This is a genomic window from Halorubrum persicum, assembly GCF_002727125.1.
In the GTDB taxonomy this organism is placed as follows: Archaea; Halobacteriota; Halobacteria; order Halobacteriales; family Haloferacaceae; genus Halorubrum; species Halorubrum persicum.
On the sequence record NZ_NHOA01000012.1, the window covers coordinates 26265 to 48649 of the forward strand.

23 protein-coding genes and 2 pseudogenes are annotated in these 22385 nt (G+C 70.7%); 8 read left to right on the forward strand and 17 right to left on the reverse strand.

The annotated features are described in order from the left end of the window. Positions 1 to 103: 103 nt before the first annotated feature. Positions 104 to 2323 carry an alpha-amylase family glycosyl hydrolase gene (locus DJ69_RS01940; RefSeq protein WP_099254061.1) on the forward strand — a complete coding sequence of 740 codons (2220 nt, stop codon included), beginning with the start codon at positions 104 to 106 and terminating at the stop codon, positions 2321 to 2323. A gap of 22 nt (positions 2324 to 2345) precedes the next feature. Next, complete coding sequence (locus DJ69_RS01945) at positions 2346 to 3449, forward strand: TrmB family transcriptional regulator (protein WP_099254062.1); 1104 nt, start codon at positions 2346 to 2348, stop codon at positions 3447 to 3449. 23 nt (positions 3450 to 3472) lie between these two features. Here DJ69_RS01945 and DJ69_RS18720 read toward each other — a convergent pair. The 8 genes and pseudogenes from DJ69_RS18720 to DJ69_RS01980 form a co-directional block, all read right to left on the reverse strand. Continuing rightward, positions 3473 to 3688: pseudogene (locus DJ69_RS18720) on the reverse strand (DUF7552 domain-containing protein); the annotation flags it as partial. Between the two features lie 23 nt (positions 3689 to 3711). Beyond that, entirely contained in the window at positions 3712 to 4602 is an 891-nt protein-coding gene (locus tag DJ69_RS01955; protein ID WP_099254063.1) for an FAD-dependent oxidoreductase, read from the reverse strand. After that, positions 4599 to 4754, reverse strand: a complete 156-nt coding sequence (locus tag DJ69_RS18160; protein WP_180271694.1) for a hypothetical protein — start codon at positions 4752 to 4754, stop codon at positions 4599 to 4601. Before DJ69_RS18160 ends, DJ69_RS01955 begins: the two co-directional genes overlap by 4 nt. After that, the gene (locus tag DJ69_RS01960; RefSeq protein ID WP_099254064.1) at positions 4755 to 6008 is read right to left on the reverse strand and encodes an ABC transporter substrate-binding protein; all 1254 of its coding nucleotides are present in this window, start codon (positions 6006 to 6008) and stop codon (positions 4755 to 4757) included. It lies immediately after the preceding gene. Between the two features lie 80 nt (positions 6009 to 6088). Further along, the gene (locus DJ69_RS01965) at positions 6089 to 6988 is read right to left on the reverse strand and encodes an ABC transporter ATP-binding protein (RefSeq protein ID WP_099254065.1); all 900 of its coding nucleotides are present in this window, start codon (positions 6986 to 6988) and stop codon (positions 6089 to 6091) included. After that, positions 6989 to 8161: a FecCD family ABC transporter permease gene (locus DJ69_RS01970; protein WP_099254066.1), complete on the reverse strand. Its 1173-nt coding sequence runs from the start codon at positions 8159 to 8161 to the stop codon at positions 6989 to 6991. After that, complete coding sequence (locus DJ69_RS01975; protein WP_099254067.1) at positions 8158 to 9171, reverse strand: NAD(P)/FAD-dependent oxidoreductase; 1014 nt, start codon at positions 9169 to 9171, stop codon at positions 8158 to 8160. The genes DJ69_RS01970 and DJ69_RS01975 overlap by 4 nt, the downstream gene beginning before the upstream one ends. Then, positions 9168 to 10448 (reverse strand): ABC transporter substrate-binding protein, encoded by a 1281-nt coding sequence (locus DJ69_RS01980; RefSeq protein ID WP_099254068.1) that lies wholly within the window; start codon positions 10446 to 10448, stop codon positions 9168 to 9170. The genes DJ69_RS01975 and DJ69_RS01980 overlap by 4 nt, the downstream gene beginning before the upstream one ends. 253 nt (positions 10449 to 10701) lie before the next feature. On the opposite strand from DJ69_RS01980, the gene dpsA reads away from it, so the two are divergent. Beyond that, positions 10702 to 11247: a DNA starvation/stationary phase protection protein DpsA gene (gene dpsA / locus DJ69_RS01985; RefSeq protein ID WP_099254069.1), complete on the forward strand. Its 546-nt coding sequence runs from the start codon at positions 10702 to 10704 to the stop codon at positions 11245 to 11247. 22 nt (positions 11248 to 11269) lie between these two features. On the opposite strand, the gene DJ69_RS01990 is transcribed toward dpsA, so the two are convergent. The 4 genes from DJ69_RS01990 to DJ69_RS02000 form a co-directional block, all read right to left on the reverse strand. Continuing rightward, positions 11270 to 11584: an amphi-Trp domain-containing protein gene (locus DJ69_RS01990; protein WP_099254070.1), complete on the reverse strand. Its 315-nt coding sequence runs from the start codon at positions 11582 to 11584 to the stop codon at positions 11270 to 11272. A gap of 1 nt (position 11585) precedes the next feature. Further along, positions 11586 to 11753, reverse strand: coding sequence for a hypothetical protein (locus DJ69_RS18165; RefSeq protein WP_180271695.1), 168 nt, complete (start codon positions 11751 to 11753; stop codon positions 11586 to 11588). Between the two features lie 50 nt (positions 11754 to 11803). After that, positions 11804 to 12244 carry a metal-dependent transcriptional regulator gene (locus DJ69_RS01995; RefSeq protein ID WP_099254071.1) on the reverse strand — a complete coding sequence of 147 codons (441 nt, stop codon included), beginning with the start codon at positions 12242 to 12244 and terminating at the stop codon, positions 11804 to 11806. 118 nt (positions 12245 to 12362) lie between these two features. Then, complete coding sequence (locus DJ69_RS02000; protein ID WP_099254072.1) at positions 12363 to 13277, reverse strand: serine/threonine-protein kinase RIO2; 915 nt, start codon at positions 13275 to 13277, stop codon at positions 12363 to 12365. 239 nt (positions 13278 to 13516) lie between these two features. On the opposite strand from DJ69_RS02000, the pseudogene DJ69_RS02005 reads away from it, so the two are divergent. After that, a pseudogene (locus tag DJ69_RS02005) lies at positions 13517 to 14211 on the forward strand (lipoate--protein ligase family protein). A 9-nt stretch (positions 14212 to 14220) separates the two neighbouring features. On the opposite strand, the gene DJ69_RS02010 reads toward DJ69_RS02005, so the two are convergent. Then, the gene (locus DJ69_RS02010; RefSeq protein WP_099254073.1) at positions 14221 to 14754 is read right to left on the reverse strand and encodes a redoxin domain-containing protein; all 534 of its coding nucleotides are present in this window, start codon (positions 14752 to 14754) and stop codon (positions 14221 to 14223) included. Positions 14755 to 14832: 78 nt separating this feature from the next. Here DJ69_RS02010 and DJ69_RS02015 point away from each other — a divergent pair, with 78 nt between their 5' ends. The 4 genes from DJ69_RS02015 to DJ69_RS02030 all read left to right on the forward strand — a co-directional run bounded on the left by DJ69_RS02015 (position 14833) and on the right by DJ69_RS02030 (position 18054). Continuing rightward, a complete protein-coding gene (locus tag DJ69_RS02015; RefSeq protein ID WP_099254074.1) occupies positions 14833 to 15708 on the forward strand; it encodes a deoxyribonuclease IV in 876 nt (291 codons plus the stop codon). Between the two features lie 176 nt (positions 15709 to 15884). After that, entirely contained in the window at positions 15885 to 16379 is a 495-nt protein-coding gene (locus DJ69_RS02020) for a hypothetical protein (RefSeq protein ID WP_099254075.1), read from the forward strand. Between the two features lie 40 nt (positions 16380 to 16419). Next, complete coding sequence (locus tag DJ69_RS02025) at positions 16420 to 17226, forward strand: class I SAM-dependent methyltransferase (protein WP_099254076.1); 807 nt, start codon at positions 16420 to 16422, stop codon at positions 17224 to 17226. Positions 17227 to 17325: 99 nt separating this feature from the next. Further along, a complete protein-coding gene (locus tag DJ69_RS02030; RefSeq protein ID WP_099254077.1) occupies positions 17326 to 18054 on the forward strand; it encodes a 3-oxoacyl-ACP reductase family protein in 729 nt (242 codons plus the stop codon). A 42-nt stretch (positions 18055 to 18096) separates the two neighbouring features. Here the strand turns inward: DJ69_RS02030 and DJ69_RS02035 are convergent, their stop codons facing one another. From DJ69_RS02035 to polX, 4 genes are all read right to left on the reverse strand, one after another. Continuing rightward, a complete protein-coding gene (locus DJ69_RS02035; protein ID WP_099254078.1) occupies positions 18097 to 19251 on the reverse strand; it encodes a pyridoxal phosphate-dependent aminotransferase in 1155 nt (384 codons plus the stop codon). Between the two features lie 81 nt (positions 19252 to 19332). After that, positions 19333 to 19977: a DUF7095 family protein gene (locus DJ69_RS02040; protein ID WP_099254079.1), complete on the reverse strand. Its 645-nt coding sequence runs from the start codon at positions 19975 to 19977 to the stop codon at positions 19333 to 19335. A 50-nt stretch (positions 19978 to 20027) separates the two neighbouring features. Further along, complete coding sequence (locus DJ69_RS02045) at positions 20028 to 20582, reverse strand: Mut7-C RNAse domain-containing protein (protein ID WP_394338348.1); 555 nt, start codon at positions 20580 to 20582, stop codon at positions 20028 to 20030. After that, positions 20579 to 22378: a DNA polymerase/3'-5' exonuclease PolX gene (polX, locus tag DJ69_RS02050; RefSeq protein ID WP_099254081.1), complete on the reverse strand. Its 1800-nt coding sequence runs from the start codon at positions 22376 to 22378 to the stop codon at positions 20579 to 20581. The genes DJ69_RS02045 and polX overlap by 4 nt, the downstream gene beginning before the upstream one ends. Positions 22379 to 22385 lie beyond the last annotated feature (7 nt).

A 22385-nucleotide genomic window follows, 5' to 3' on the forward strand; every position in this document is an offset into this window, starting at 1 on the left:
TACGCGGGTAAACGACCCCTCCGCGTATGAAGTTTTGGTGTAATTATTATTCATTCATTCTCGGAACGGAAACCCTCAAGCCGGGGCGACGCCGGTAGCCCGTATGCACGAACCCGGTCCGCCGCGCACGACGAGCGTCGGCGACTCCGTCGAGTTGGCTCCGCGAAACCCCGATCCCGACGGCACCTACGAGTGGACGCTCCGCGATGCGCCCGAGGAGAGCGACGGGGGCGTCCTCGATTTCGGCCAGACGAGCCGTGCCGACGCGCCGGTCGTCCACCTCCGCCCCGACGTGCCCGGCACGTACGTCCTGACGCTCGACGCGCCGGACGGAACGCATCGACAGCGGGTGCGCGCGTACCCCGACGAGCGGCGGTCGGTCGAGCTCCGCGTCCCCGCCGCGGACCTCCCGGTCGACGACGGGGACGTGGACCGCGTCTCGCTGATGTGGTCTCACAACGACCGCCTGCTCGCGCGCGACCGCCCGGAGCGCGACGGCGACGACTGGGTGTACGAGGTCCGCGTCCCGCCCGGCCGCCACGGGTTCAGCTTCGTCGCCAACGACGACCCCGGCAACGTGCACAGCGACGAGGTGACCGTGCCGGGACCGGGCCGACCGCGCGTCTCGCTGTCGGCGACGGTCGTCGACGGTGAAGCCGGGAGCGGCCCGTCCGTCCGGATCGACGCCGACGCCGCGGCGCCTCCCGACCTAGACGGCGACGGCGAGATCGGCCGAAACAGCGGCGACTCCCCCGTCGCCGTCGACTTCCTCGTCGACGACCGCGACGCGGCCCCCGAGGCGGTCGCGCGGATCGAGTCGCTGACGGCGGGCGACGCCCTCTCGATCCCGCTCGCGGAGCTCCCCAACGACCTCGCTGGCGGGATCCGGATCCACGCCGTCCCCCACGCGGACCGGTACGGCGCCGGGGAGACGGTTCGGATCGAGCGAGGCGAAGGGGGGTCGATCGCGGTGAGCGACCCTCACGCGCCTCCCGAGTGGGCCGACTCGCCGACGATCTACGAGGTGTTCGTCCGGTCGTTCGCCGGCGACACCCTCCCGACGACGTTCCGCGAGATCGAGCGGCGGGTCCCCTACATCGAGAGCCTCGGCGTCGACGCGCTGTGGCTCACGCCGGTGCTCGCCTCGCCGACGGAGCACGGCTACCACGTCACCGACTACGGCGACACCGCCGCCGACCTCGGCGACCGCGAGGCGTTCGAGTCGCTCGTCGACGCCTGTCACGAGGCGGGGATCAGGGTCGTCTTCGACCTGGTGATCAACCACACCTCCCGCGACCACCCCTTCTTCCAGATGCACGCCGCCGGCGTCGACGCGTACGCCGACTACTACCGGCGGACCGACGGCACCTTCGACGTGACCGACACCGACTGGGCGGAGCTCGCCGATGGCGACATGCCCGAGTACTACTTCAACTGGCGGCGGATCCCGAACCTCAACTTCGACAGCCCGGCGGTCCGCGAGTGGCTCCTCGACGTGGTCGACGAGTGGAGCGCGGTCGTCGACGGCTTCCGCGCCGACGTGGCGTGGGGGGTCCCCCACGGCTTCTGGAAGGAGGTCGGAGAGCGCGTACCCGACGACTTCCTCCTGCTCGACGAGACGCTCCCGCACGACCCCTTCTACGGCGAGGGGGAGTTCGACATCCACTACGACACCTCGCTGTACGGGGTGCTCCGGAAGGTCGGCGCCGGCGAGGCGCCCGCGGACGCGATTTCGGAGGCGTTCGACCGCGCCGAGTGGCTCGGCTTCGACGACCCGAGCCGCCAGATGCGCTACGTCGAGAACCACGACGAGGAGCGCTACCTCGCGGAGTACGGGTTATGGGCGCTGAAAGCGGCGGCCGCGGCGACGTTCACGCTTCCCGGCGCGCCGATGATATACGCCGGCCAGGAGCGGGGGAACGAGACGTACCGCGGCCCGATCCGGTGGCACGACGGCGACAACGCCCTCACCGACTTCCACCGCGACCTCGCCGCGCTCCGCGAGCGCGAACCGCTCCTTCGGGACGGCGCCGTCGACTTCGAGGGCCGCGCCGCCGGGGTGTCGGTCGTCGACGGCGACCCCGAGCGCGTGACGGCGTACGAGCGCACGACGACGGCCGACTCGGTCCTCGTCGTCATCAACTTCGCCGACCGGCCTGCGAGAGTGGCCGTGCCACCGACGTTCGAGGCCGACCTGTTCGCGGGCGACGGGGCCGCCCGGATCGACGGGGAGGTCACGGTCGAGAGCGTCGCCGTCCTTCGGGAGGAGGCGCCCCCCTCCGATGCGTGTCGTCGCGGCGATCGAGACGACCCTTATAAGTAATACCCACGCGCATCACTGTCACATGGACGACCGGACGCTGAACGATCTTCTCCGCCGGTTCGGACTCTCTGATAAGGAGATCGACACGTACCTCAGCCTCTTGGCGCACGGCGAGGCGAAGGCGAGCACCATCGCCGACGCCGCGGGAGTGTCGAAACGCTACGTCTACAGCGTGAGCGAGTCGCTCGCGGAGCGCGGCTTCGTCGAGGTGAACGACCACGTCGTGCCGACGACGATCCGTGCGAACCCGCCGGACGAGGTGATAAACCGGCTCCGCGCGGACGTGGACGCGATCCGCCCCGCGTTGGAGGAGCGGTTCTCGCGGGTCGAGCGGCAGACCGAGCAGTTCGAGGTGATCAAGTCTCGGGTGACGGTGACGAAGCGAATCCGGTCGCTTCTCGCGGACGCCGTCGACGAGGTGACGCTGTCTATCACCGCCGGCCACCTCCCCGAGATCCGCGACTCCCTGGTCGAGGCGGTCGATCGCGGCGTGCTCGTGCTGCTCATCGTCTCCGACGCCGGTACCGCGGAAGATATCGAAGGGGAACTCGACGGCGTCGCCAGCGTCGTTCGGACGTGGAGCGAGGCGATGCCCACCCTGCTCACCGTCGACGCGGCGGCCGGGGTCGTCGTCCCCCCCGAGCTGTTGCGCCGGTCCAACACCGACCGGCAGGCGATCCACTTCTCGCAGGAGCAGCTCGCGCCCGTGATCGCCGGCTCGTTCCTCGGGAACTACTGGCCGGCCGCGAGCGAGGTCGCGACCGCGGACCCCGCGCCGCTCCCGGCCGAGTACGGGAACTTCAGGCAGACCGTCCTCCAGGCGACGCTCCGGCTCCGGGCGGGCGAGACGCCCCACGTCACCGTGGGAGGTCGGTGGACCGACGACGACGAGCCGGTCGAAGTCAGCGGCCGCGTCGTCGAGTCGAAACAGGGGATGGTGGAGCCGACGACCAACGAGTTCCCCGTCGAAAACTCGCTCGTCGTCGAGACCGACGAGGGCGAGACCGTCACGGTCGGGGGACAGGGCGCGTTCGTCGAGGACGTGGAGGCCGACCTCGTCCGGATCGAGGCAGACGAGAGCGGACCCGACGAGACGGACGCCGGGAACGTGGCGGGCGACGAGTAACGGCGCGAGCGCGGGCGGGGAACGTAGTACGGCAGCCGCGGGTCGTACCGGCGAAGCGCGTCGCGGTACTGCTCGGTGGCGCGCGCCGCGGCGCGCGCGACCGGCCGGCTCTCGAACCGGAGCCCGGTCGCCGGGACCGGTCGGTCGCCGTACCGCGCACAGACGAGCGAGTACTCGCCCGTCTCGCTCGCGAGCGATTCGATGTGGTCGCCGATCTCGAGTAGCGTCGTTCCGATCACGTGATGTCACCTCCTCGCGCGGCTCACTCCTCCAGGCTCGGGTGCGTCTCCTGCGGATCCGGGTGCGGCGCCGCGAACCGCTCCCGGACGACTTCGCGCGAGTCCGCCTCGCGCTCGCGTCGCTCGTCGTCGTCGATCTCCTCGCAGCCCGGCGGCACCTCCCGACCCCGGTCGCTGAAGTACCCCTCGGGCGCGACCCAGTCGTGGTAGAACCCCCGGTCGTCCGCCTCGAGGATCGTCACGCCGACCTCGGCGCCGTGGCCCGCACACACCGCCGCCTGATGCGACTTCTCCGCGAGGCGGCCGGCCGCGTACAGCCCGTCGACGCCGGTCCGCCCGCGCTCGTCGGTGTCGACGTACGACTTCCCGCGGTCGAGGATCCCGACGCCCGCGACGTCCTCGAGGTAGCCGACCTCGTTTTTCGTCGCCGCGACGACGTACCGGGCTCGGATCGGATCGCCGGGAGCGTGGCCGTCGTTGCGGTTGCCCACGTCGTCGCCGTCGTCCGCGCCATCGTCGTCGACGTTGTCATGACCGTCCGCGTCGTCGTCGATCTCGACGACGAACCGGGCCGAGTCGGTGTCGTCGCCGTCGTCCGCTCCCTCGTCCCTGTCGGCCGCCGCGACCCGCGAGACCCGGGCGTCGACCCGATCGGCGCCGGCGTTCTCGGCCTGTTCGCCGAGGAGGTCGAGGAGCTGTCGGGCGTTGACGCCGAGCGGGAAGCCGGGGAAGTTCTCCAGATGTGCGTTCCGTCGGAGGATCGACTCCCCGGAGTCGACGACGAGCGTGTCGAGCCCCTGGCGGGCCGTGAACACGGCCGCCGAGAGCCCGGCGACGCCCCCGCCGACGACGACGACGTCGCGGAGCGCGCGTGAGTCGCCCGCCGACTCTCCCGGCGTCTCGCTCCCGTTCATCGGTCGATCCCCCGTACGATCCGCGGATCGTCGCTGTCGATCGCCATACCGTCCGGCGCGGGGGAGCCGCCGTAGTCGCTTCGGTCCACGGGCGGAGCGCTCCCACTCGGTCTGACGACCCCGGTCGCGACCGTCGGCTCGCGAGCGCGCATCTACAGGGCCCCGTTGATCGCGTCCGCGACGCGCTGGCGGTCGAACAGCCGTTCGCCCTCCGGAATCTCCGGGTATGGTCCCGACTCGTACCGCGGCCACGAGCCGAACTCGTCGGGGTAGAGCTGTTTGGCGGTCATCTCGAGCTGGAAGAGGTTCAGGATCGGCCCCTGATAGCGTGCGCCCTGCGGGTGGATGCGGTCGTTCTGCACCGCGGTGACCTGCGAGCCGACCGGGTCCTCCTCGAAGGCGGCCCGCCGCCCGGCCATGTCCGTTCCCGGCTCCATGCCGCCGAGGTAGAGGATGACGTCGGGGTCGGCCTCGAGGATGGTCTCGAAGTCGACGACCGTCCCGGACTCGACGTCCCCCTCGAACGCGTCTCGCGGCCCGAGCGGCCGCGTGTGCGAGGTGAGGAAGCCGGGGTTGCTCAGCGTGTACGCGTAGATCTGCTCGATGTCGGCGGCGGCGATCATGATCGCGGTCGGACGCTCCGCCTCGGGCGGGAGCCGCTCGTCGATCGTGGCGAGCAGGTCCTCGCGGACCGCCGCGAGCGCCTCGTAGCGCTCGCGCTCTTGGAACGCCTCGGCGACGATCTCGAACTGCTCCCAGAGCCCGTAGTACCGGTAGCCGTCGGCCCACCCCTCGGCGGGCTCCTGATGACGGTCGCTGAGGGAGTTGCCGAACCACGGCGAGACGTGCTCGCCGATCTCGTCGATGTCCTCGCGGTCCCACCCCTCCAGCTGCGTCACCCACGCCGGGTCCGCGAGGTGAACGTCGCTGTCGAGCTCGTACAGCTTCTCTTTGTCCGGCTCCCAGGAGGAGTAGAGCCCCGACCAGTCGAGCGTGACGCCGGGGAGCCGCTCGACGTACTGGTTCCAGAGCCCGTCGTAGTAGTCCGGCGCGTGCAGCGCCGTGACGCCGTCTCCCCGACCGAGCGCGAACGCCATGTCCGCGTGGTGGGTAAGCCGCGTGAACACCGTCTCCGGCGGCGACTCGAAGGTCACCTCGCCCACCGGCGAGATCGACGCCGCGTAGCTCCCGTCGGCGTCGTCCGCGGTCTGTGACTCCGCCGAGCCGTCGCCGGTCGAGCCGGTAGCCGTCGACTCGCTCCCGGTCGCGTCGGGAGCGGACGAGTCGGGGTCGGCGCCGTCGCCGCCGGTACAGCCGGCGAGGAGGCCGCCGAGCGCGACGGTGACGCCGTACTTGGTAAACGCTCTGCGGGTTGGTGCGCCGCGTCCCGCGTCGTCTCTGGCCATATTTTTAGGCCAGCCTAAAACAATATAGTCGTTCCGATCCGCCCCGTATCCCCGTCCCCGGCTGCGCCGCCGGACCCGATTTACTCCTCGTGTCGGGCACGCAGCGGCGTGACGCGCGGCCCGTTCTCGGTCTGCACCACGTCGGCGTCGACGCGGAACACGTCCGCGAGCAGGTCCTCGGTGACGATCTCTTCGGGCGCGCCGCGGGCGCGGATCTCGCCGTCCTTGAGCGCGACCATCCGGTCGGCGAGCCGGGCGGCCTGCTCGATGTCGTGGAGGACGACGACGACGGTCACGTCGCTCTCGTCGCGCAGGGTTTCGATGATCTCCATCACCTCCATCTGGTGGTGCAGGTCGAGGAACGTCGTCGGCTCGTCCAACAGGAGCACGTCGGTGTCCTGCGCGAGCACCATCGCGATCCACGCCAGCTGTTTCTGTCCGCCGCTGAGGCTCCCGACCTCGCGGTCGCGCAGGTGACCGCAGCCGGCCAGCTCGATCGCCTCCTCGACCGCGACCACGTCCTCGTCGGTCGTCCGCTCGAAGAACCCGCGGTGCGGGTATCGACCGTGGTACACCAGGTCCTCGACCGTGATGCTGTTCGGCGAGCTGCTCTCCTGGGAGAGCAGGCCGAGCGTCCGGGCGAGCGCCTTCGTGTCCATCGCGTGCACGTCGCGCCCGTCGACCAGCACGGAGCCGTCCGCCGGCGCGAGCTGCGTCGCCAACCCCTTCAGCAGGGTGCTCTTCCCGGAGCCGTTCGGACCGACGAGCGCCGTGACCGCGCCGGGCTCGGCCGCGATCGACTCGCCGTCGATCACGGGCTCCGGGGCGTTCGGATACCCCAACACGAGGTCTTCGCCGTCGAGGTCGCTCGCGTCCGCCGCGGCGGGCTCGCCGTCGGCCGCCGAGCCGCCCGCAGCGTTCGATCCGTCCGGTCCGTCCGTCGCGTCCGTTCGCGTCGTGTCGACGTGTTCCGTTGACATTCAGAGCTCACCCATGTGCTGCTGTTTCCGCATCAGGTACAGGAAGTACGGGCCGCCGATCAGCCCGGTGACGATACCGACCGGAACCTGCGCGTCGGCGCCCGTGAGCACGCCCATCCCGAGGCGCGCGCCCACGTCGGCCGCGACCATCAGCGCGGGCCCGACGAAGAGGCAGCCGACGATCACCCGCTTGTAGTCGCTGCCGACGAGGTTCCGAACCATGTGGGGGACGATCAGTCCGACGAAGCTGACGATCCCCGCCACCGCGATGCTGGCCGCCGCCGCCAACACGGCGACGCCGGAGAGCGCGAACCGCACCTTCTCGATCGACATCCCCAGCGACTTCGCCGTCTGCTCGCCGAGGAGGAGGAGGTTCAGCTGCCGGGAGCCCGCGAGCGACAGCACCACCGCCACGGCCGTCCACGGCAGCGCCATCCGGACCTGCTCCCAGTCGGTCCCCGTCAGCGACCCCGTCGTCCACTGGATCGCCGACTGGACGACGCCGATGTCGTCCGCGAAGAAGAACAGTCCCGTCTGGAGGCTGTTGAAGACGGTCCCGACGATCACGCCCGCGAGCACGAGCCGGACCGGGCTCGTCCCGTTCTTCCACGCGATCGCGTAGACGATCAGGAACGCGACCGCGCCCCCGAGCGCCGCGATCAGCGGGAGGAACGCCGCGAGCCCGCCGAACATCACGAGCGTCAGCAGGATCATCAGCCCCGCGCCCGAGGAGACGCCGAGGATGAACGGGCTGGCGAGCTCGTTCCTGGTGACCGCCTGGAAGATGGCCCCCGAGATGCCGAGGTTCATCCCGACGATGGCGGCGACGAACACCCGCGGGAGCCGGATGTTCCAGACGATGAGCGTCCCGTGCGCCAGCTCCGGCAGCTCACCCTGGAAGCCGGTGATCGACCGCATCAGTCCCTCGCCGACGACGAACTGCAGCAGCCAGCGCGGGTCGAGGAGCACCGCGGGGTCGAGGGCGGCGCGCCACGCCTCGCCGACCGTCATCGAGTAGGCGCCGAAGCTCACCTGCACGAGCCCGCCGGCGACGACGACGGCGACGCTGGCGAGCGCCACCGCGGCCAGCTTCGGGTCGAACAGCCACCCCAGCCGTCCCCCGGACGCTCGGGGCGCGGCGCCCTCGCCGGCGACCGACCGCCCGCCGTTCATGGGGTCCCCTCGGCGTACGCGGCGATCGCGTCGTCGTCCATCGCGTCGAGCAGCGCCTCGGCGCCGTGAGCGTCGACGACGGCGCCGGGATCGAGGTGGCCGGCGAGCGCGCGCCGCCCCTCGACCGCCCGCGACTCGGCCTCGTCGGCGTCGACGTACGCCGACAGCGCCTCGTCGATCACCGCCTCGCGGACCCGAGCGAACCGCTCCGAGTCCGCGTCGACCGGGGCGTCGGCGTGGCGCTCGTCGAACCATTCGACCCACCGATCGCGGTCGGCCCACTCGTCCTCGCGCTCCGCCTCGCGGCGCACCCAGTCGACCCCTTCGGCCGCCGCGGGCCACCAGCCGTCCGCGACCCGCGCGTCCGCGATCACCCGTTTGGCGACGCGGGCGCCGCGCCCGGCCGCCGTGATCGCCTGCCGGTCGGCCTCGGAGGGCGAGGCGACGTAGAGCCCGTCGACCGGCGTCGCCCCGTCGGGGTCGGCGTACTCCCGGTCGAAGTGTTCGTGGACCTCGCCGCCGTGGTCGTGGGTCTCGAACATCGCCGCGCCGTCGTCCAGCCCGCGGAGGTACTCGCCGTCGTACCGGGTCGCCGCCACCACGCGGCGGGCGGTGACCGGCCCTCCCTCCTGTGGGATGACGCGGAAGGGCGTTCCGTTCGCGTCGCTCCCCGACCTCTCGACCGACTCGACGAGGTCGTCGACGAGCGTGCCGCCCGCACGGTCGACGTGGTCGTGCAGGAGGTCGTAAAATGTCTCGACGTCGATCCCGCCCGGGAAGCCGAGGTAGTTCCCCAGGTGCGCACAGCGCGCGATCGACGACCGACCGCGGTCGAAGACGGCGACCTCGATCCCCTCGCGAGCGAGGAAGACGGCGGCCGAGCAGCCGGCGGGGCCGCCGCCGACCACGACCGCGTCGTAGTCGGCCCCCTCGGCGGCTTCGTCGGCGGCGGTCTCCCCGGCTCCGGGGTCGGCGGGGTCACGCTCGTCGCGGTCCACCCCGTCGCTCATGGCTGATCACCGGCGACGATCGCGGCGACCCGGTCGCGGTCGAAGAGCCGCTCGGCCTCCGGGATCGCCGGATAGCCGTCGCCGAGCTCGTACGTCGGCCACTCGCCGAACCGCTCGGGGAACAGCTGTTTGGCGGTCATCTCGAGCTGGAAGAGGTTCATAATCGGCCCCTGCACCGGGTTCCCCGAGGGGTAGAACCGGTCGGCCCGGATCGCCGAGAGCTCACCGGCGACCGGGTGGTCGGCGAGCTCCTCGCGGATCGCGGCCACGTCGTAGTAGGACTCGACCCCGTACTGGTGTAAGATCACGTCGGGGTCGATCTCCAGGAGCCGTTCGTGGTCGTAGGCGGTCTCGTAGGTCACGTCGGCGGCGCCGAACGCGTCGGGCACGCCGAAAGGACGCACGTGGGCGGTGGCGAACCCCGGACCGTCGAGCCGCGAGGGGTAGTAGGTCCCGTCCATGTAGAGGAGCGTGGCGACCGTCGGTCGCTCCCCTTCCGGCGGGAGGTCCGCCTGTACCGTTTCGACCAGGTCGTCGTGAACCGACGCGAGCGCCTCGTAGCGCTCCGGCTCCTGAAACACGTCCGCGACGCGCTCCGCGATCTCCCAGAGGGTGTAGTGCTCGTAGTCGTCGCGGCACGGCTCCGGCGGCTCGGAGTTCCGGCGACTGTACACGTTGCCGAACCACGGGCCGACGTTGTCGCGGATCTCCGCCACGTCGCCCTCGTCCCACCCGTCGAAGGAGACGAACAGACAGGGGTCAGCCAGATGGAGGTCGGCGTCGAGCTCGTAGAGCAGCTCCCGGTCGACCGTGATCCCGCCGCCGGACCCCGAGTTGAGCTGTCGGATCCCCTCCCGATCGAACTCGACGCCGTCGAGCGCGGCGTAGTAGGCGTCGAGGGTGTTCCCGCCGGCGTCGGCGTCGAAGCCGAGCGAGTTCACCGCGTCGCCGTGGCCGAACGCGACCGCCATGTCCGCGTACAGGAGGCTGTAGACCATCACGTCCTCGGGGACCGCGTCGAGCGTCACCTCGCCGACCGGCGCCATCTCGACGGAGTACGCCGCCCGAGACCCGTCACCGGCGGCCGCCGCGTCGGAACCGTCTGCCCCGTCGGTCTCGGCGTCGTCCGAGCCGGCGGCGCCGTCGGAGCCCCCCGATCCGGAGCCGCCCGAACCGCCTCCGAGACAGCCCGCGAGCAGTCCCGCCCCCGCGACCGCACCGCCGAGCCTGATCGCGGTGCGGCGCGTCGAGGTGCTTCGGTTCTCGTGCGTTACCATATGGTTTAGGCCTCCCTAAAGGATTAAATCGCTTTCGAATCTTAGGGGCACCTAAATCCGAGAGATCGGCGAGGACGCGCCCCTACCACGGGGAGATCGCGACCGGTCGGAGAAATAAACATAATCTGATACATTCGGAGGGTACTGCGCTATTACTCTCGCTTACCGGCGTACGCGTGGGTTTTAGGTCGTGCGAAAAAGTGTTTTAGTATTGATAAGTTATAAGTGGGTAGCGGGTGTATCGGATATCGTTATGAACACACAGAAGGAGACTCGGCAGCGCGCCGGCACCGTCGAAGAGAACGCCCTGCGGCTCGAACCGGAGAAGGCGGAGCAGATCGTCGAGGCGCTGAACGTCGACCTCGCGGACGCGTACGTCCTCTATCACCAGCTCCACAAACACCACTGGAACGTCGAAGGCGCGGAGTTCCTCGACGTCCACGTGTTCCTCCAAGAGGTGTACGAGGACGTCGAGGCGGCCGCCGACGAGCTCGCCGAACGGCTGCAAGCGCTCGGCGGCGTGCCGCACGCCGGCATGACGACGCTCGCGGAGAACGCCACCGTCGAGCCGGAAGACGAGGACGTGTACGACATCCGCAGCTCGCTCGCGAACGATCTGGAGATGATGGGCGACATCATCGAGAGCTACCGGCAACACATCGAGCTGGCGGAGGGACTCGGCGACTACACGACCGCGGAGATGCTCCGCGATCAGCTGGAAGCGATCGAGGAGCACGCGCACCACATCGAGCACTACCTCGAAGACGACACGCTCGTCGTGGACTCCGCGACGAACTAACCGGTCGAAAACGGATCGCGGCTCAGCGAACGTCCGGTGCCGTCTGGTCGGTTCGGCCCGGCAGTTCGAGCTCGATCTCCAGTCCCGGTTCGCCGACCCCCTCGAAGTCGATCTCGAACTCCACGGGCTCGCCGAACGCGAACGGGAGTTCCCACTCGTCCGTCTCGATCCGAAGGTCGTCGCCGTCGCGGAGCTGTTCGCCGAGCGCGACCAGAAACTCGCCGGCCTCGCTCGCGTCGAGGCGATACTCTTGTTCGAAGTTCCGTCCCGCAATGACTGTTCGCTCCCCGTCCGCCGTCGACGAGTCCATCTCGTCCGGAGTGGATTCGTCCGTCATCTCACTGCGTCACGTCGACGACGTGGTCGCTCGCGATCCACCCGTCCGTGTTGTCCGACTCCATGAACACGGACCGACCGGGACACCCTTCACAGACGGTGACGGACGGGGTTTGATCCGGCTCTGGTTCGCGACGAGATTCGGTGCGAGACTGGGCGCCTGCTGACATTGCGCTTCTTTAGGCAGACCTAAAATAAAAAGGACACGGTCGGCGCCGCGTCACTCCGCACGCGTCGGCGAGACATCGAGATCGTCGGGACGGCTCTCGGCGTCGACGTCGAGGCCTTCGAACAGCACGTGGGCGAGCCGTTCGGCGACCGTGGGGCTGACCAGTCCGGCCATCTCCATCGCCTCGCGCTCGTACGCGTCGAGATCGAGCACGTCGCGGAAGAACCACGACAGGACGACGTACGTCTCGTGGAGCGCCTCCGCGCGGTCTCGACCGGCGTCGGTGAGCGTCGCCCCCTCGTACGGCTCACGGGCGACGAGCCCGTCGGCCGCGAGTCGTTGGAGCATCTCCGTCGTCGCCGCCGGAGAGCGGTCGAGCATCTCGGCGATCCGCCCGGGCCGGATCGGCGGCGACGACCGGTGTTCCGCGATGTACAGCGCGAGGAAGTACCGGGCCGTCCGCGTGGACCCCGGCTCGCCGACGTGCGCCATGCTTTTAGGCTAGCCTAAAATTATAAATCGGTTACGGATCCGGAACCGGAGCGCCGCGACGGCGGCGGAGAACAAGTCTGAGGGCGACCGCGATCGATTCGATATAGCTGAATGTGGTTTATTTCTCGCCGAACGCCCGAATCGTGGCAAACGACCCGTCGACGATCGCGTCCGCGATTCCCTCGATGTCGGCGTCACGGGGCACCTCGTGGGGGTATTTCCGTCCGAAGTAGCGCAGGAGGTTCCCCACGTCGCGTTCGAGGAACTCGCGGGCGTTCTCGTGGTCGACGGGGACCGCCTGCGGCCAGTCGAAGATGGTGACGCCGCTCTCCGCGACCGCGACGTTGTGCTCGGACATGTCCGCGTGGACCCAGCCGTGGTCGTAGGCCGTGACCAGTTCACGGAGAACGAGGTCGAGGACGCCGATCGCCTGCTCGGGATCGAGCTTCGCGCGCGCGAGCTCGACGCCCTCGAACTTGTCCATCACGATGGCGTGACGGTTGTGGTCGACCGGACGCGGCACCGACACGTCGGGGTACAGCGCCTCCATCGCCTCGTACTCGCGTTCGGCCGCCTTGCGCGCGGTGTACAGCCACGAGACGTGGTCGCGGTCGGCGGTGTACTCGCGTTCGCGGTTCACCTCGCGGAAGTTGGTGTACCCCTCGCGGTGGTACTTCAGGGCGAGCGGCTTGAACGACTGCGCCTCGTACACGTCTCCCTCCTTGCCGAACCCCAGGGGTGAGCCCACGCCGTCGATGGTCTCGCGCTCGGAGAACGTCCGGAGCGCTAAGGCGTCGTACCCCTCGAAGGTGAGCTGGTACCCCTCGTACTGGATCGTCTTCCGTTCGATCAGCTCGCGGTCGAGACACCGGTCGATCCGGTAGTCGACCTCCTCGCGCGTCAGGTCCGCGTAGTCGGGGATCTTGTCCCGGCGGACCCATTCGGAGAAGCGCATCCCCTGCTCGACGCCCGAGAGGAGATAGAAGTCCTCGGGGTCGAGCTCGGCCATGTCGCCCGCGACGTTTCGAACCATACGCGCCCCTACTCCGGCGATTCCTAAAAGGGACGCGCGTTCGATGAGCGGCGGCATAAACCGTATCGCGCGATAGTAAATCGACGAGCGGGCGACATCGGACTGACGGGCGGGCGGTGTCGACCGCTCGCGCCCCCGAACGCAACCGCTTTCGGCCGGGGCGCCGACGTGGGACGTATGTACGCGGAGGGAGCGCTGAGCGGGGGGAGTGGCCGAGCGCGGAGCGCAGGTGGGAGACGGTGACCGCGCCGACGGGCGACTGGCGACTGATCCGCGAGGAGCCGCGACCGGGGCCGATGCAGATGGCGCTCGACGAGGTCGCGGCGGAGACGGCGGCCGCCGGCGGACCGGCAACCCNNCCGCCGGCGACGTGCCGGGCGAACTGCTCGACTGCTACCACCTCCTGTGCGAGCCCGTCCTCGACGCGTTCGATCGGCTGGGAATCGATGCGAGGTACGTCGAGGAGGCCGTCCCGGAGCTGTACCATCCGGCCTGTTACCTGCGAGAGCTCCACCCGGCACACGACGTGGTTGCCGGCGGCGCCGACGACGCTGACGGGCGGCGGAAGATCGCGGGCAACGCCCAGTACCGGAAGCGGGAGGCCGTCATTCAGCACGGCTCGCTCACCTTCTCGGTCGAGGCGGCACGCCACCTCGGAGCGTTCGCGGACCCGCCGGTGACGCCCGACGCGTTCCGCGACCGGGTGGTCGGGATGGACGAGCTCGCCGATATCGATCGGGCGGACGCGGTGGCGGCGGTGGAGGCGGCGCTCGTCGCCTGGGTAACGGGGGGGACCGACGACCGGGAGGGCGTCACCCTCGATCGCGACGGGTCGTGGACCGACGCGGAGCTTCGACGCGCGCGCGAGCTCGTCGAGACGAAGTACCGAGACGAGGAGTGGGTCCGGACGCGTCCCGGACGCGACGCGTCGTAACAGAGGGGGTCAGAACCCGAACGTGTCGGGGCCGTCGACGTCGAGGCGCTCCCGGACCGCCTCGTAGATCTCGCCGACCGGGGGGACATCGCGCGTCGGGTCGAGCCAGTGGTGGCTGAGCCACCGGTACCGAACGACGCGGTCCGCGTCGAGGAGGAAACAGGACCGGCGCGAGCGCTTCGTGACCCCGAGCGCGCGGTAGACCACATCGAAGGCGGCGGCGATCTCGAGATCGGAGTCCGAGAACATCGGGAAGGTGAGGCCGAGCCGGTCGATGAACCGCCGGTGGAGTCCGACGCCCGACTTGCTGACGCCGACGACCTGCACCGCGTCGCCGGAGGCGAACCAGTCGAAGTCGCGGAACGCGCACCACTGTTCGACGCAGTCCGGGCTGAAGTCGGCGGTGTAGAAGCACAGCAGCACGGGACCGTCGGCGAGCAGATCGTCGAGGGCGACGGACTCGACGTCGCCGTCGGGCGTGACGAGATCCCCGGCGACGTTCGGAGCGCGCTCCCCGACTGCGAGGCCGGGATCGTCGGTCATGGCCGGTGAGATACCGCCGGTCGTGAAAAGTCGCGCGGTTTTCGAAGGGGCTTTTCCCGACGCTCTCGTGGAGACGGTATGAGTCTCAAGGTCGGCGCCCACGTCTCCATCTCCGGTTCGAGAGCGTCCAACGATCCCGAAACGCCGCCGTACGGAAACATCGCGAACGCGGTGTTCAGACAGAAGCAGTTCGGCGGCAACTGCGGACAGATATTCACCCACTCCCCGCAGGTGTGGCAGGACCCGGACATCGGCGACGAGGAGGCCGAGCAGTTCCGCGAGGGCACGGAGCGAGAGCTGGAGGGACCGTGGGTGATCCACACCTCCTACCTCGTCAACCTCTGTACCCCGAAAGACGGGCTCCGCGAGAAGTCGCTCGACTCGATGCAGAAGGAGGTCGACGCGGCCGACAAGCTCGACATCCCGTACGTCAACGTCCACCTCGGCGCGCACACGGGGGCCGGCGTCGAGGGCGGCCTCGACAACGCCGCCTCGGTGATCGACGACATCGACGTGCCCGACGGCGTCACGATCCTGATCGAGAGCGACGCGGGAGCGGGGACGAAGCTCGGCGGCGAGTTCGAACACCTCGCGGGGGTCATCGACCGCACGGAGACCGATATCGACGTGTGCATCGACACGGCCCACGCGTTCGCGGCCGGGTACGACCTCTCGACGCCCGAGGCGGTCGACCAGACGATCGCGGAGTTCGACGACGTGGTCGGGTTGGAGCACCTCAAGTACGTCCACCTCAACGACTCGAAGCACGCCTGCGGCACCAACAAGGACGAGCACGCCCACATCGGGGAGGGGCTCATCGGCGAGGCCGGGATGGAGCGGTTCCTCAACCACCCGGACCTGGCGGACGTGCCGCTCGCGCTCGAGACGCCGACCGAGGACGGGAAGAGCTTCGCGTGGAACATCGATCGCGTCCGCGAGCTGCGGGCGGAGTGAGCGGTCCGAGCGGTCCGAGCGGTTCGAGCGGAGTGTTCCCCACCGGGAACCGATTTCGGGGCAGAGTGACTGCTTGACCGGAGTAAGTCGTCACGGGGGCGAAGCGGGGGAGGTTCGTCGGATCGGGTGAAAACGTCCGACGCGCTTTTATGTACTCGGGGGCGCGATCCACGGATATGACCACCACGAAGGCGCTGCTCATCGGACAGCGGCGTCGGTTAGCCCTCACGATGGTCGGGGGGTTCGCCGTCCTCGTGGCGCTGACGCTGGCGGTCGCGATCGCCGCCGAGCTCGCGGACATCCAGACCGCGGCGGCGGTGACGGACCGACTCGTCCCGCTGTTGGTGTTCTACGCGCCGGCACCGATCGCGGCCGCCGGGGCGTACGCACGCTGCGGGGGGCCGGCGTGTCTGGCGGTGGGCGTCGTGCCCGCCTTCGTGTTCGCCGCGCTCGTGGTCGTCGGCACCGTGTTCGGCGTTCCCGGCGTGGGCGGCGGCAACGCGCCGCTGGGCGGGGTGACGATGTCGTTCGCGCTCGTCGGGCTGAGCGGGGCGTTCGTCGGCTACTGCGCCGGGGTCACCGCGGCGCTCCTCGCGGACCTGGCTGGGATCGGCGGCGGCGACGGTGAGGGGGCCAACGGCGAGGATGCCGGCGGCCGACAAGAAGGCTGAGTTCCGTACGTTTATTCTCCCCTGCGCCGAACGCGGGGGCGTGCGACGATTCTCCGCGGAGTACCTCGAACACACCCGTCGCGGGATGTGGGCCGACGGCCGGGAGGCCCTCGCGGACCTCGAGCTGGCGGGCCGCCGCCGCGTCCTCGACGTCGGCTGCGGCACGGGAGAGCTGACCCGCGTTCTCGACGCGGAGGCGCCGCCCGACGCGACCGTGATCGGCGTCGACGCGGACCCGGACCTCCTGCGAGTCGCCCGCGAGGAGACCGGGCTCCCGTACGTCGCCGGCGACGCGACGCGGCTTCCGGTCCCGGACGGCGCGGTCGACCTCGCGGTCTGTCAGGCCCTCCTCATCAACCTCCCCGAGCCGACCGCCGCGGTCCGGGAACTCGCGCGCGTCTCCTCGGATCTGGTGGCGGCGATCGAGCCGGACAACGCCGCCGTGACGGTGACCTCCACCGTCGACGCAGAGGAGCGCCTGGAACGAGAGGCGCGTGAGGCGTACCTGCAGGGAGTCGACACCGACGTGGCGCTCGGCGACCGCGTCCGCGAGGCGTTCGCGGCGGCGGGGGTCGGCGAGATCCGGACCCGGCGGTACGTCCACGAGAAGCGGGTCGCGGCGCCGTACGCGGAGCCGGCGCTGACCGCCGCGGCGCGGAAGGCCTCGGGCGCGGGGCTGGCCGATCACCGCGAGGAGCTGATCGCGGCGACCTCCGAGAGCGCGTACGACGACCTCCGGCGCCGGTGGCGCGAGATGGGCCGCGAGGTGGTCGACGCCATCGGGGACGACGAGTACGAGCGCGTCGAGCGCGTCCCCTTCGACGTGACGGTGGGACGGGTGGAGTGAGCGCCGGGCCGCTCCCGTTTGTCCGCCTCGTCGGCGGCCGGCCGCACACGGACCGCCGCGTCCCGAAAAGCGAAGTCGGCACGGAGCGAGCGAAGCGACATGCCGGCCGCACTCGTTACCGGTTCGTCGAGGGGTATCGGACGGGCGATCGCGCTGCGGTTCGCCCGGGACGGGTACGACATCGCCGTCAACTACCACACCAGCGACGAGGCCGCCGAGGCGGCCGCCGAAGCCGTCCGCGATCGGGGGCACGAGGCCGTCGTCGTCCGCGCTGACGTCTCGGACGCCGACGCGGCCGAGCGGCTCGTCGAGACCGCCGCCGACGCGTTCGGCGGGCTGGACCACGTCGTCAACAACGCCGGGATCGACCAGCACGTGTACACCGAATCCCTCGCCCCGGACGACTTCGATCGGGTCATGGACGTCAACGTCAACTCCGCGTTCAACGTGACGAAGGCGGCGCTCCCGCACCTCTCGGAGTCAGACGACGGCCCCTCGGTGACCAACGTCTCGTCGATCCTCGCGCACACCGGCGCGCCGATCGAGTGTCACTACGCCGCCTCCAAGGGCGCGCTCCTCTCGCTCACCCGGAGCCACGCGAGCGACTTCGCGCCCGACGTGCGGGTGAACGCGATCGCGCCCGGCCACGTCGAGACGGACATGACCGGCGACCGAACGCCGGCGGAGAAGCGCGAGGAGCTCGCGCGGATCCCCGTCGACCGGTACGGGAAACCCGAGGACATCGCCGACGCCGCCGCCTACCTCCGGGACGCGGCGTTCGTCACGGGCGAGACGCTGAACGTGAACAGCGGGGAGCTGATGCGGTAAGCGAGGGGAAACCGGCGGACGGCGAGTCGGGTCGCCGCTCCGTCAGTACTCGGCCAGCCCGGCCTCGATCCGGTCGAACCCCTCGTGGAGCCGGTCGACGGAGTTGGCGAACGAGAGCCGGAGCCGCCCGGGCGCCGTGTCGCCGAACCCGTCGCCCGGCGCGAGCACGACGCCGTGCTCTCGGAGGAGATACTTCGCGATGTCGATGGCGGGCGCGTCGATGCCGGGGTCGAGGAAGGCGTAGAACGCGCCCTCAGGGCGGGGACACGAGAGCCCGTCGATGTCGGCGACGCGGTCGACGACGAGGTCGCGCCGCTCCTCGAACGCCTCGTACATCTCCTCGAACGGCTCCTGCGGGCCGGTGAGCGCGGCGATCGCGGCGTGCTGGGCGACGCTGGACGCGCAGGCGGTGGTCGACTCGCGGACCGTCGTCACCTCGTCGATCACCTCCCGGTCGCCGGCGAGCCAGCCGAGCCGCCACCCCGTCATGGCGTACCGCTTCGAGCAGGAGCCGACCGTGAGCACGTGGTCCGGATGGCCGGTGTACGCGGCGATCCCTCGGGCCGGGCCGTCGTACGTCAGCCCGAGGTACACCTCGTCGGCGATCACGTAGGCGTCGTTGTCGGCGGCGGCCTCGACGACCGCCCGGCACTCGTCGGGGTCGAAGACGCGGCCGGTCGGGTTCGACGGCGTCGTGAGCACGACCGCCGCGGTGTCGTCGCTCATCGCGTCGATGACCCGGTCCGCGTCGAGCGCGAACCCCGTCTCGGCCGGCATCGGAACCTCGCGGAAGGTCCCGTCCGCGAGCGTCGCCTGCGTCTCGTAGTTCGGCCACGTCGGCCCCGGAACGAGCAGCTCCTCGCCCGGCGACACCGTCGCGAGGGTCGCCAGGTGGAGCGCTTCCATCCCGCCGACGGTGACGACGACCTCGTCGGGGTCGTGTTCGACGCCGTACTCGGCGGCGAGCGTGTCGCTGATGGCGCGCCGGCACTCGGGGAGCCCCGCGTTCGAGGTGTAGTGCGTCGCGCCGTCGCGGGCGGCGCTCGCGGCGGCGTCGATCACGTGTTCGGGCGTGTCGAAGTCGGGCTCCCCGACCTCCAGTCTGACGAGGTCGCCGTCGTGGCGCTGTGCGAGGTCGAACATCACGCGGATGCGCGAGCGCTCCGCGCGGCGGACGCGGTCGGTCGGCGTTGGCATACCGTCCACACGGCGAACTGCGCAAAAAGCCGTCGGGTGGCGGCCAAACGCGGCCGGCCGGGAGCGTCGCGCCGGGGGCGCCTACACCATGTCGCCGCGGACGGAGGCACCGGACTGTTCGGCGCGCGCTCGCTTGAGCACGTCCGCGGCCTCGCGGGCCACCTCCTCGTCCGCGCCGAGCATCCCGAGCGCGGCGGGGAGGGTCGGCATCGCGAGGGAGGCGTCGCGCAGCCGGTCGAACGCCTCCTCGTCGCGGGTGCCGTCGACCCACAGGCAGACGCCGCGCGGGTCGAGCACCTCCTCGTAGGCGTCGCGGGCGAGCGCCCCCTTCAGGCGCTGTCGCACGTTGTCCTCGAAGCTCGCGTTACACACTTCGAGGTGGATCGGCTCGTCGTCGTCGACGAGCTCGGCGGCGAGACACCGCTCGGGCGCGGCGTACCCGTTGTCGCTCGCGCGGACGCGGTCCGGGTGCGCCTCGGCCCACGCGGCGCGGACGGAGGTGCCGACCCCCTTGACCCCGTACTCGGCCGCGAAGTCGGCGGCCGCCTCGGTGTCGCCGCCCATGATCACGTCTTTGGTGAGGTACACGTCGAGCCGCTCGACGGGGTCGAGCCCGAGCGCCACGTCGCCGAACGCCCACACCTCGCGGACGGGGACCGGCATGGTCTCGCGTTCGACGCGGTCGACGAGGGACTCCAGCCGGGCGACGGCCTGCTCGCGGTCCATGAGGTGGCCGTAGGCGGGTCGCGGGCAAACCGGTTTCGCTCGGGGGGCGGCTATATCGCGTCGAGGCGCGCGGCGATCGAGTCCCAGTGGCTCCCCTTCCAGAACCAGCGTCCGCAGTCGCGACAGCGCCACGCGGGCCGGGAGTCGTCGCTCTCGCCCTCGCCCTCCGCCGTCGCGACCGGCCCCACGTCGTCGGGGACGTAGTCGGGAGGATCGGGGACGTGTTCGAGCGAGTCCGCGCCGGCCGAGGGCGCCACCCGCTCGACGCGTCCGTTACAGGCCCCGCAGCGCGTCGGCTCGTCGGCGATCGCGACCGGGAGCCCCGCGGCGGCAACCTCCCGGAGCTGGTCGAGCACGTCGCGCTCGGTGAGGCAGACCGCGTCGTCGACCCGGGCGGCGAGCTCGCGGTCGCGGGTGATCAGGACGCGGTCCTCCGCGGCCGCCAGCGACGCGATCCGGTCGTCCGCCTCGACCCCGCGGTCGAGCGTGTAGGCGGCGTCGTAGCCGCAGATCCGGAGGTAGGTGGCGAGCTTGCCGCACATGGCGTCGACGAGGACGCGCGGCGGATCGTCCCCCTCGGCGGGCGAGCCGGCAGCGGACATCAGTCGTCGAGGAACGCCCGGAGCTCGTCCGGAGCGCGCGCGTTGAGCACGTCTCCCGCCTCGGCCCAGCCGCGTCGGGCGGTGTGGACCCCATAGCGGGCGTTGTCGAGTTCGCGGGGGGAGTGGGCATCGGTGTTGACGGCGATCGTCGCGCCCGCGTCGAGCGCGATCCGGACCGCATCGCCGTCGGCGTCGAGCCGGGCCGGGTTCGCGTTCACCTCGATCGCGGTGCCGGCGGCCGCCGCCGCCTCGACCACGGCCTCGACGTCCGGCGCGATACCGGGGCGACTGTTGATGATCCGGCCGGTCGGGTGGCCGAGCACGTCGACGTGCGGGTGTTCGACCGCCCGGATCAGCCGCTCCGTGGCGGCGTCGGAGTCCTGCCCCAGCGCGGAGTGCGGCGAGGCGACGACGATATCGAGGTCGGCGAGGGTGTCGTCGTCGGTGGTGATAGCCCCCTCCGCGTCGATGTTGGCCTCGATCCCGTGGAACACCTCGATGTCGGCGGCGGCCGAGTCGGCGGCCGAGTCGGCGGCGGCGACGGCGCCGTCGACCTCGCTCACCGCCGCCGCCACCGCCTCGGCCTGCTCCGCGATCTCGGCCTCGTCGAGCCCGGTGTTGCCGAAGATCCCCGGCCCGGCGGCGTGGTCGGTGACCGCGTGCACGTCGTATCCGCGCTCCGCCGCCGCCTCGATCATCTCGGCGATCGAGAACCCGCCGTCCGACCAGTCGGTGTGGGTGTGGAGGTCGCCGCGGATCGCCTCGGTCTCGACGAGGTCGGGGAGATCGCCCGCCGCGGCCGCCTCGACCTCACCGTTGTTCTCGCGGAGCTCCGGCGGGACGGGACCCATGTCGAGCGCCGCGTAGACGCCGTCCTCGGTCGCGCCCGCGACGCGCTCGCCGACCCGCTGGCCGGCGTCGGGGTCGTCGACGCCGCTCACGTCGAACAGCCCGTACTCGTTGAGCTTCAGGTCGCGGTCGATCGCGCGGTTGCGCACCGCGACGTTGTGGGCGCGCGAGCCGGTGAAGTACTGCAGCGCGGCGCCGAACTCCTCGCCGTCGACGATCCGGAGGTCGACGCGGGTGCCGCTGGCGCGGACGCTCGCCTTCCCGGTGCCGGCCTCGATCGTCGCGTCGGCCTCGGGCCAGTCGGTGAACGCCTCGACGACCGGCTCGCGCTCGTCGCTGGCGACGAGCAGGTCGACGTCGCCGATCGTGTCCTTCCAGCGCCGGATCGAGCCGCAGACCGCGGCCGATTCGACCGCGTCGAGGTCGTCGAGGTACGACAGGGCGTCGTCCGCGACCGGGCGGGCGTCGCCGAGGCGGGTGCGCTCTCGGGCCTCGCGCGCGAACGGGATGTTGTCGAGGATGTTCTCCTCGGTTTTGGCGCCGAAGCCGGAGACCTCCCGGATCTGTTCCGCCTCGGCCGCCGCCTCCAGTTCGTCGAGGGTGGTGATCTCCAGCGCCTCGTAGAGGCTCCCGACCGTCTTCGGTCCGACCCCCTCGACCGCGGTCAGCGCCTCGATGTCGGCGGGGAGCTCCGAGCGGAGCGCCTCCAGCTCCTCGATCGAGCCGGTCTCGAAGTACTCGACGATCTTCGCCGCGATCGCGTCGCCGACGCGGTCGATCTCGGCGACCGCGTCCGCGCCCTCGCCCGCGAGGTTCTCGATCGGCGCGGTGTGCTCGCGGACGTTCTCCGCGGCGCGGCGGTAGGCGGTCGGCTTGTACTCGACGCCGGTCGCTTCGAGCCGGTCGGCGAACTCCTCCAAGAGAGCGGCGACCTCGTCGTTGCGGCTCATTGCGTGC

Coding starts and splice junctions, on each gene's coding strand:
- DJ69_RS18160 (WP_180271694.1), bottom strand. CDS start 4,754: ATGCGCGCTCGCGAGCCGACGGTCGCGACCGGGGTCGTCAGACCGAGT.
- DJ69_RS01960 (WP_099254064.1), bottom strand. CDS start 6,008: ATGGCCAGAGACGACGCGGGACGCGGCGCACCAACCCGCAGAGCGTTT.
- DJ69_RS02035 (WP_099254078.1), bottom strand. CDS start 19,251: ATGCCAACGCCGACCGACCGCGTCCGCCGCGCGGAGCGCTCGCGCATC.
- DJ69_RS02030 (WP_099254077.1), top strand. CDS start 17,326: ATGCCGGCCGCACTCGTTACCGGTTCGTCGAGGGGTATCGGACGGGCG.
- polX (WP_099254081.1), bottom strand. CDS start 22,378: ATGAGCCGCAACGACGAGGTCGCCGCTCTCTTGGAGGAGTTCGCCGAC.
- DJ69_RS01955 (WP_099254063.1), bottom strand. CDS start 4,602: ATGAACGGGAGCGAGACGCCGGGAGAGTCGGCGGGCGACTCACGCGCG.
- DJ69_RS02020 (WP_099254075.1), top strand. CDS start 15,885: ATGACCACCACGAAGGCGCTGCTCATCGGACAGCGGCGTCGGTTAGCC.
- DJ69_RS01965 (WP_099254065.1), bottom strand. CDS start 6,988: ATGTCAACGGAACACGTCGACACGACGCGAACGGACGCGACGGACGGA.
- DJ69_RS02000 (WP_099254072.1), bottom strand. CDS start 13,277: ATGGTTCGAAACGTCGCGGGCGACATGGCCGAGCTCGACCCCGAGGAC.
- DJ69_RS02040 (WP_099254079.1), bottom strand. CDS start 19,977: ATGGACCGCGAGCAGGCCGTCGCCCGGCTGGAGTCCCTCGTCGACCGC.
- DJ69_RS01975 (WP_099254067.1), bottom strand. CDS start 9,171: ATGAGCGACGGGGTGGACCGCGACGAGCGTGACCCCGCCGACCCCGGA.
- DJ69_RS01970 (WP_099254066.1), bottom strand. CDS start 8,161: ATGAACGGCGGGCGGTCGGTCGCCGGCGAGGGCGCCGCGCCCCGAGCG.
- DJ69_RS01995 (WP_099254071.1), bottom strand. CDS start 12,244: ATGGCGCACGTCGGCGAGCCGGGGTCCACGCGGACGGCCCGGTACTTC.
- DJ69_RS18165 (WP_180271695.1), bottom strand. CDS start 11,753: ATGTCAGCAGGCGCCCAGTCTCGCACCGAATCTCGTCGCGAACCAGAG.
- DJ69_RS02010 (WP_099254073.1), bottom strand. CDS start 14,754: ATGACCGACGATCCCGGCCTCGCAGTCGGGGAGCGCGCTCCGAACGTC.
- DJ69_RS01980 (WP_099254068.1), bottom strand. CDS start 10,448: ATGGTAACGCACGAGAACCGAAGCACCTCGACGCGCCGCACCGCGATC.
- DJ69_RS01990 (WP_099254070.1), bottom strand. CDS start 11,584: ATGACGGACGAATCCACTCCGGACGAGATGGACTCGTCGACGGCGGAC.
- DJ69_RS01945 (WP_099254062.1), top strand. CDS start 2,346: ATGGACGACCGGACGCTGAACGATCTTCTCCGCCGGTTCGGACTCTCT.
- DJ69_RS01940 (WP_099254061.1), top strand. CDS start 104: ATGCACGAACCCGGTCCGCCGCGCACGACGAGCGTCGGCGACTCCGTC.
- DJ69_RS02015 (WP_099254074.1), top strand. CDS start 14,833: ATGAGTCTCAAGGTCGGCGCCCACGTCTCCATCTCCGGTTCGAGAGCG.
- dpsA (WP_099254069.1), top strand. CDS start 10,702: ATGAACACACAGAAGGAGACTCGGCAGCGCGCCGGCACCGTCGAAGAG.